The sequence below is a fragment of the Nocardiopsis protaetiae genome (assembly GCF_045446735.1).
GTDB classification, from domain to species: Bacteria; Actinomycetota; Actinomycetes; order Streptosporangiales; family Streptosporangiaceae; genus Nocardiopsis; species Nocardiopsis protaetiae.
On record NZ_JBJJBV010000415.1, the window covers coordinates 1 to 4,187 of the forward strand.

The following is a 4,187-nucleotide window of genomic DNA, read 5'->3' on the forward strand; positions in this document are numbered from 1 at the left end:
ATGGGACGGGGTGGAGGTCAGGGGCGTCTTCGACCGGTGGGAGATCTACGAGGTGCCCGCCTCGGACCTGGGGGCGCTCCTGGCCGTCCCCGGCCAGGTGTCCCAGCGGGCGGTGTACGAACCCCGCCCCGGCGGGCAGCGCAACGTCTGGCACTTCCGCGGCTGGGCGACCGAAGCACCCGACGACGGCGGAACGGACGGTGACCGGGGAGAGGGGTGACGGCCCGCCCCGTACGGCAGGACCGGTGCCGGAGGGTGCTCCGGCGCCGGAGGAGGCCCCTGATACCGTCCGCAGGTCAGGGGCGCAGGCCCGCCACCAGGTGTTCGAGGCCGAACTCGAAGGCCCGGTCCACGTCGCCGTCGAACCGGAACGCGCCGGCGAGTTCCATGGTGACGAACCCCGTCACCCAGGCCGCGAGCAGCCGGGCGGCGTCCAGGGCCCGCGCCTCGCCCACCAGCACGCGGGCCGCCTCGATCACGGGCATGCTCGCCCGCCCCATCTCCTCGGCCGCCGCGTCGACCGCGAACATGAGCCGGAACCCCTCCGGGCGCTCGTGGGCGAACGCGCGGTAGGTGCGCGCGAGCACGGCGAACGTGCCCTCGCACGCCTGGAGCCGGGCGCCGAGCTCCTCGGCGGTCGCCCGCGCCACCAGGGTGACGAGGGCGTCGCGGTCGCGGACCCGCTTGTAGAGCGAGGGTGCGCGAACGCCGACGCGCCCGGCGACGGCCTGCATCGTGATCCCGGCGGGGCCGCCGGATTCCAGGAGGTCTCGGGCGGCCGCGACGATCGCGGCACGCGAGGTCCGGTCGGGTGTGGGCATGGTCCTCCTCCATTGATGGCTATTGACGTAAGCCATGATGGCTACTTAGCATAGCCATCATCCATCCGAGAACTCCACGGGCGAGGACGGCCATGCGACTCGGACCGCACCTGCACCGCATCGGCAACGACATCGTCGCCGTCCACCTCGTCGTGACGCCGGAGGGCATCACGGTGATCGACGCGGGGCTGCCCGGGCACTGGCGCGACCTGCGCGCCGAACTCGCGGCGATGGGCCGGTCCGTCGAGGACATCCGGGGCGTCGTCCTGACCCACGGCGACAGCGACCACCTGGGCTTCGCCGAGCGCCTGCGCCGCGACCACGGGGTGCCCGTGCACGTCCACCCCGGCGACGCCGACCGCGCCCGCGGCGGCGACAAGCCGAAGGTCTCCTTCGGCCCGATGCGCGCCCTGCCCACCCTGGGGTTCTTCGCGTACGCGCTGCGCAAGGGCGGGCTGCGCACGGCCTACCTGGGCGAGGTCACCGAGGTCGCGGACGGCGACGTGCTGCCGCTGCCCGGCTCGCCGCGCGTGATCGCCCTGCCCGGCCACTCCCCCGGCAGTATCGCCGTCCACGTCCCCCTTGCCGACGCCGTGTTCGTCGGCGACGCGCTCACCACCCGCCACGTGCTGACCGGCCGGACCGGGCTCCAGCCCGCGCCGTTCACCGACGACCCCGCCCTGGCGCTCGACTCCCTGCGCCGGCTGGAGGGCGTGGCCGCCTCGTGGGTGCTCCCCGGCCACGGCGCCCCCTGGCGCGGCTCCCCCAACACCCTCGCCGACGCCGTCCGCACCGCCGCTTCCTCCTGACCGGAAAAAGTTTGAACCGGCTCCGGCGGGCGTGCGTGTACCTGGTGACCGTGGAACTTCGGGCCGGGACTCAGCAGCCGCGGATCTGATCGCAGCCCGGGACCGGAAACGATGGAAGGAACGCGGAGCATGCGTGCGAAGAAGTTCTCCCCCCTGGCCGCCGGAGTGCTCGGGCTGGTCCTGCTCACCGGCTGTGGGAACGCCGAACCCTACGCGGCCGCCGCGCCCGCGGAGGACCTGTACCCCGTGGAGAGCGAGGAGCCGGAGGAGGCCGCACCGGCGTCCGGAGCCCCCGCGGACGCGCTGAAACTGTCCCTGCGCGGGGACGAGGCGCTCGGCGAGATCGTCACCGACGCCGACGGCTTCACCCTGTACCGCTTCGAGAACGACACCGCCGGTTCGGGGGCCTCGGAGTGCTATGACGCCTGCGCCGAGAACTGGCCCCCGGTCACCGCGGCCGAGGAGATGACCATCCCCGGCGGCGACGACCTGCTGGGCAGTATCGAACGCGAGGACGGCACCGAGCAGGTGACCCTGGACGGGTGGCCGCTGTACCGCTACGCGGCCGACGCCGCCCCCGGCGACACCAACGGCGAGGGCGCCCAGGACGTCTGGTACGCGGTGAGCCCGCTCGGCACCCGGGCCGCGGACGAGCCCTGGACCGAGGGCTACTGCCCGCAGGGCTTCGGGGTCCGGCAGGACCCCGTGCTGGGCGACATCGTCGTCGACGACGAGGGCTTCACCCTGTACCGGTTCGAGGAGGACTCGGCGGACCCGCCCACGGCGACCTGCGTCGACGACTGCGCCGACATCTGGCCCCCGGTCCTGGCGATGGCGGAGTTCGGCTTCTCCGACGGCCTGGACGCCTCCCTGTTCGACTCGGTGGCGCGTGAGGGCCGGCTGGACCAGGCGACCCTGAACGGGTGGGCGCTGTACCGCTACGCCGAGGACGCCGCCCCCGGCGACACCACCGGCCACGGCGTGAACGACGTCTGGTTCGCGGTCACCCCGACCGGCGCGATCGCCGGCGACGCCGTCACCGGCGGCGGCAACACCGGCGGCGGTGGCGACGACAGCGCCGACAACGGCTACGGCAATGGCTATGGCGACTCCGACGGCAGCGGCTACTGACCACGCGCCCGGAGCGATCCCGGGGCCTCTGGGCGGGGCTCGACTCCCTCCCCCGCCCAGAGGCCCCTCCCTTCCGACCGAAGCGCCCAGGGGATTGCGCCCGGGACCGGCGTCCGCCAGTCTGGGGGCCCGGAAACCGCCGCGGGAGGAGGGATGGATGGCGCTGTGGGGCTCGCGTCGACGGCGCGACGCCGAGGACGAGGCGCTGATCCGTTCTCTGTACAACGAGCACGGCAGGGCGCTGCTGGCCTACGCCACCCGCCTGACGGGTGACCGGGCCGCGGCCGAGGACATCGTCCAGGAGACCTTCATCCGGGCCTGGCGCAACCCCGACGTGCTCGTGAACTCCAAGGGCTCGGTGCGCGGCTGGCTGCTGACCGTGGCGCGCAACCTCGTCATCGACCGGGCCCGGGCCCGCAAGGCGCGGCCCGCGGAGGTGGCACCCGCCCCCGACGTCGAGCCCATGCTGGGCGACCACGCCGATTCGGTGGTGGACGCGATCACGGTGATGGACGCGCTGGACAGCCTCTCGGCCGACCACCGCGCGGTCCTGATCGAGGTATATTTCCGCAGGCGCAGCGTGGCCGAGGCCGCCGAGGTGCTGGGGGTGCCGCAGGGGACGGTCAAGTCGCGTTCCTACCACGCGCTCCAGGCGCTGCGCCGCCGCTTCGGCGGCCGTCCGTCGCAGGGGAAGGGGGTGGCCCGATGACCGCGGGGACCCATGACCCGCAACTGCTGGGCGCCTACGCCCTGGGGGCGCTGGCCCCGGCGGAGGCCGCCGCGCTGGAGGCCCACCTGGCGGGCTGCGAGCCGTGCCGGGTGGAGCTGCGCGAGCTGCTCGCCGTCCGCGACGCCCTGGGCGAGCTGCCCCCGGAGGCCTTCCTGGAGGGTCCGCCGCCCGCCGGGAGCCAGGCCCTGCTGCGCGCCACCGTCCGGCGGGCGGGGTCCGAGCGCGCGGGCGAGCGCCGCCGCCGCACCCTGCGGCTGGCCCTGGCCGCCGTCCTGGCCGGGGTGGTGCTGGCCGGGGTCGGGGGCGTCGTCGGGCGGGTGCTGATGCCCGCCGGGTCGCCGGGGTCGGAGGTGTCCCAGCTGGCGTCGGGCACCGTGATCGCCGCCCGGGAGGACCCCGACACCGGGGCCGCCGCCACGGTGACCCTGGTACCGGAGTCCGCCGGCCTGCGCCTGGAGTCGTTCATCACCGGCATCCCGGAGGGCGAGGAGTGCGAGGTGGTCGTCCACACCCGGGACGGCCGCGTCGAGGTCGCCGCCACCTGGACGGTCTCCGCCGAGTCGGCCGCCGGCGGCAGCCGCCCGGGCGGGTCCGTCGACGTCGCCCCGCAGGACGTGGAGTCGGTGGTGGTGCGCAACGCGGCCGCCACGGAGTTCGTGACCGTCACCTTCTGAGCCTTCCGGGCTTTCTGAGAAC

General features: G+C 74.6%; 6 protein-coding genes. 5 read left to right on the forward strand and 1 reads right to left on the reverse strand.

Annotated features, from left to right (window positions below; genetic code table 11):
- A partial coding sequence (locus ACJOT3_RS33050) for a hypothetical protein (protein WP_406977064.1) occupies positions 1-220 on the forward strand: 220 nt, incomplete at its 5' end.
- A gap of 76 nt (positions 221-296) precedes the next feature.
- Here the strand turns inward: ACJOT3_RS33050 and ACJOT3_RS33055 are convergent.
- A complete protein-coding gene (locus ACJOT3_RS33055; protein ID WP_406977065.1) occupies positions 297-821 on the reverse strand; it encodes a TetR/AcrR family transcriptional regulator in 525 nt (174 codons plus the stop codon).
- Positions 822-913: 92 nt separating this feature from the next.
- Here ACJOT3_RS33055 and ACJOT3_RS33060 point away from each other — a divergent pair, with 92 nt between their 5' ends.
- From ACJOT3_RS33060 to ACJOT3_RS33075, 4 genes are all read left to right on the forward strand, one after another.
- Positions 914-1,630 (forward strand): MBL fold metallo-hydrolase, encoded by a 717-nt coding sequence (locus tag ACJOT3_RS33060; RefSeq protein ID WP_406977066.1) that lies wholly within the window; start codon positions 914-916, stop codon positions 1,628-1,630.
- Between the two features lie 129 nt (positions 1,631-1,759).
- Positions 1,760-2,761: an SCO0930 family lipoprotein gene (locus tag ACJOT3_RS33065; protein ID WP_406977067.1), complete on the forward strand. Its 1,002-nt coding sequence runs from the start codon at positions 1,760-1,762 to the stop codon at positions 2,759-2,761.
- A gap of 157 nt (positions 2,762-2,918) precedes the next feature.
- A complete protein-coding gene (locus ACJOT3_RS33070) occupies positions 2,919-3,470 on the forward strand; it encodes a sigma-70 family RNA polymerase sigma factor (protein ID WP_406977068.1) in 552 nt (183 codons plus the stop codon).
- Positions 3,467-4,165 carry a zf-HC2 domain-containing protein gene (locus ACJOT3_RS33075; protein ID WP_406977069.1) on the forward strand — a complete coding sequence of 233 codons (699 nt, stop codon included), beginning with the start codon at positions 3,467-3,469 and terminating at the stop codon, positions 4,163-4,165. Before ACJOT3_RS33070 ends, ACJOT3_RS33075 begins: the two co-directional genes overlap by 4 nt.
- Positions 4,166-4,187 lie beyond the last annotated feature (22 nt).

Bases quoted from the DNA above. Each gene is read 5' to 3' on its own strand.
- ACJOT3_RS33055 (WP_406977065.1), bottom strand. From the start codon at position 821: ATGCCCACACCCGACCGGACCTCGCGTGCCGCGATCGTCGCGGCCGCC.
- ACJOT3_RS33060 (WP_406977066.1), top strand. From the start codon at position 914: ATGCGACTCGGACCGCACCTGCACCGCATCGGCAACGACATCGTCGCC.
- ACJOT3_RS33065 (WP_406977067.1), top strand. From the start codon at position 1,760: ATGCGTGCGAAGAAGTTCTCCCCCCTGGCCGCCGGAGTGCTCGGGCTG.
- ACJOT3_RS33070 (WP_406977068.1), top strand. From the start codon at position 2,919: ATGGCGCTGTGGGGCTCGCGTCGACGGCGCGACGCCGAGGACGAGGCG.
- ACJOT3_RS33075 (WP_406977069.1), top strand. From the start codon at position 3,467: ATGACCGCGGGGACCCATGACCCGCAACTGCTGGGCGCCTACGCCCTG.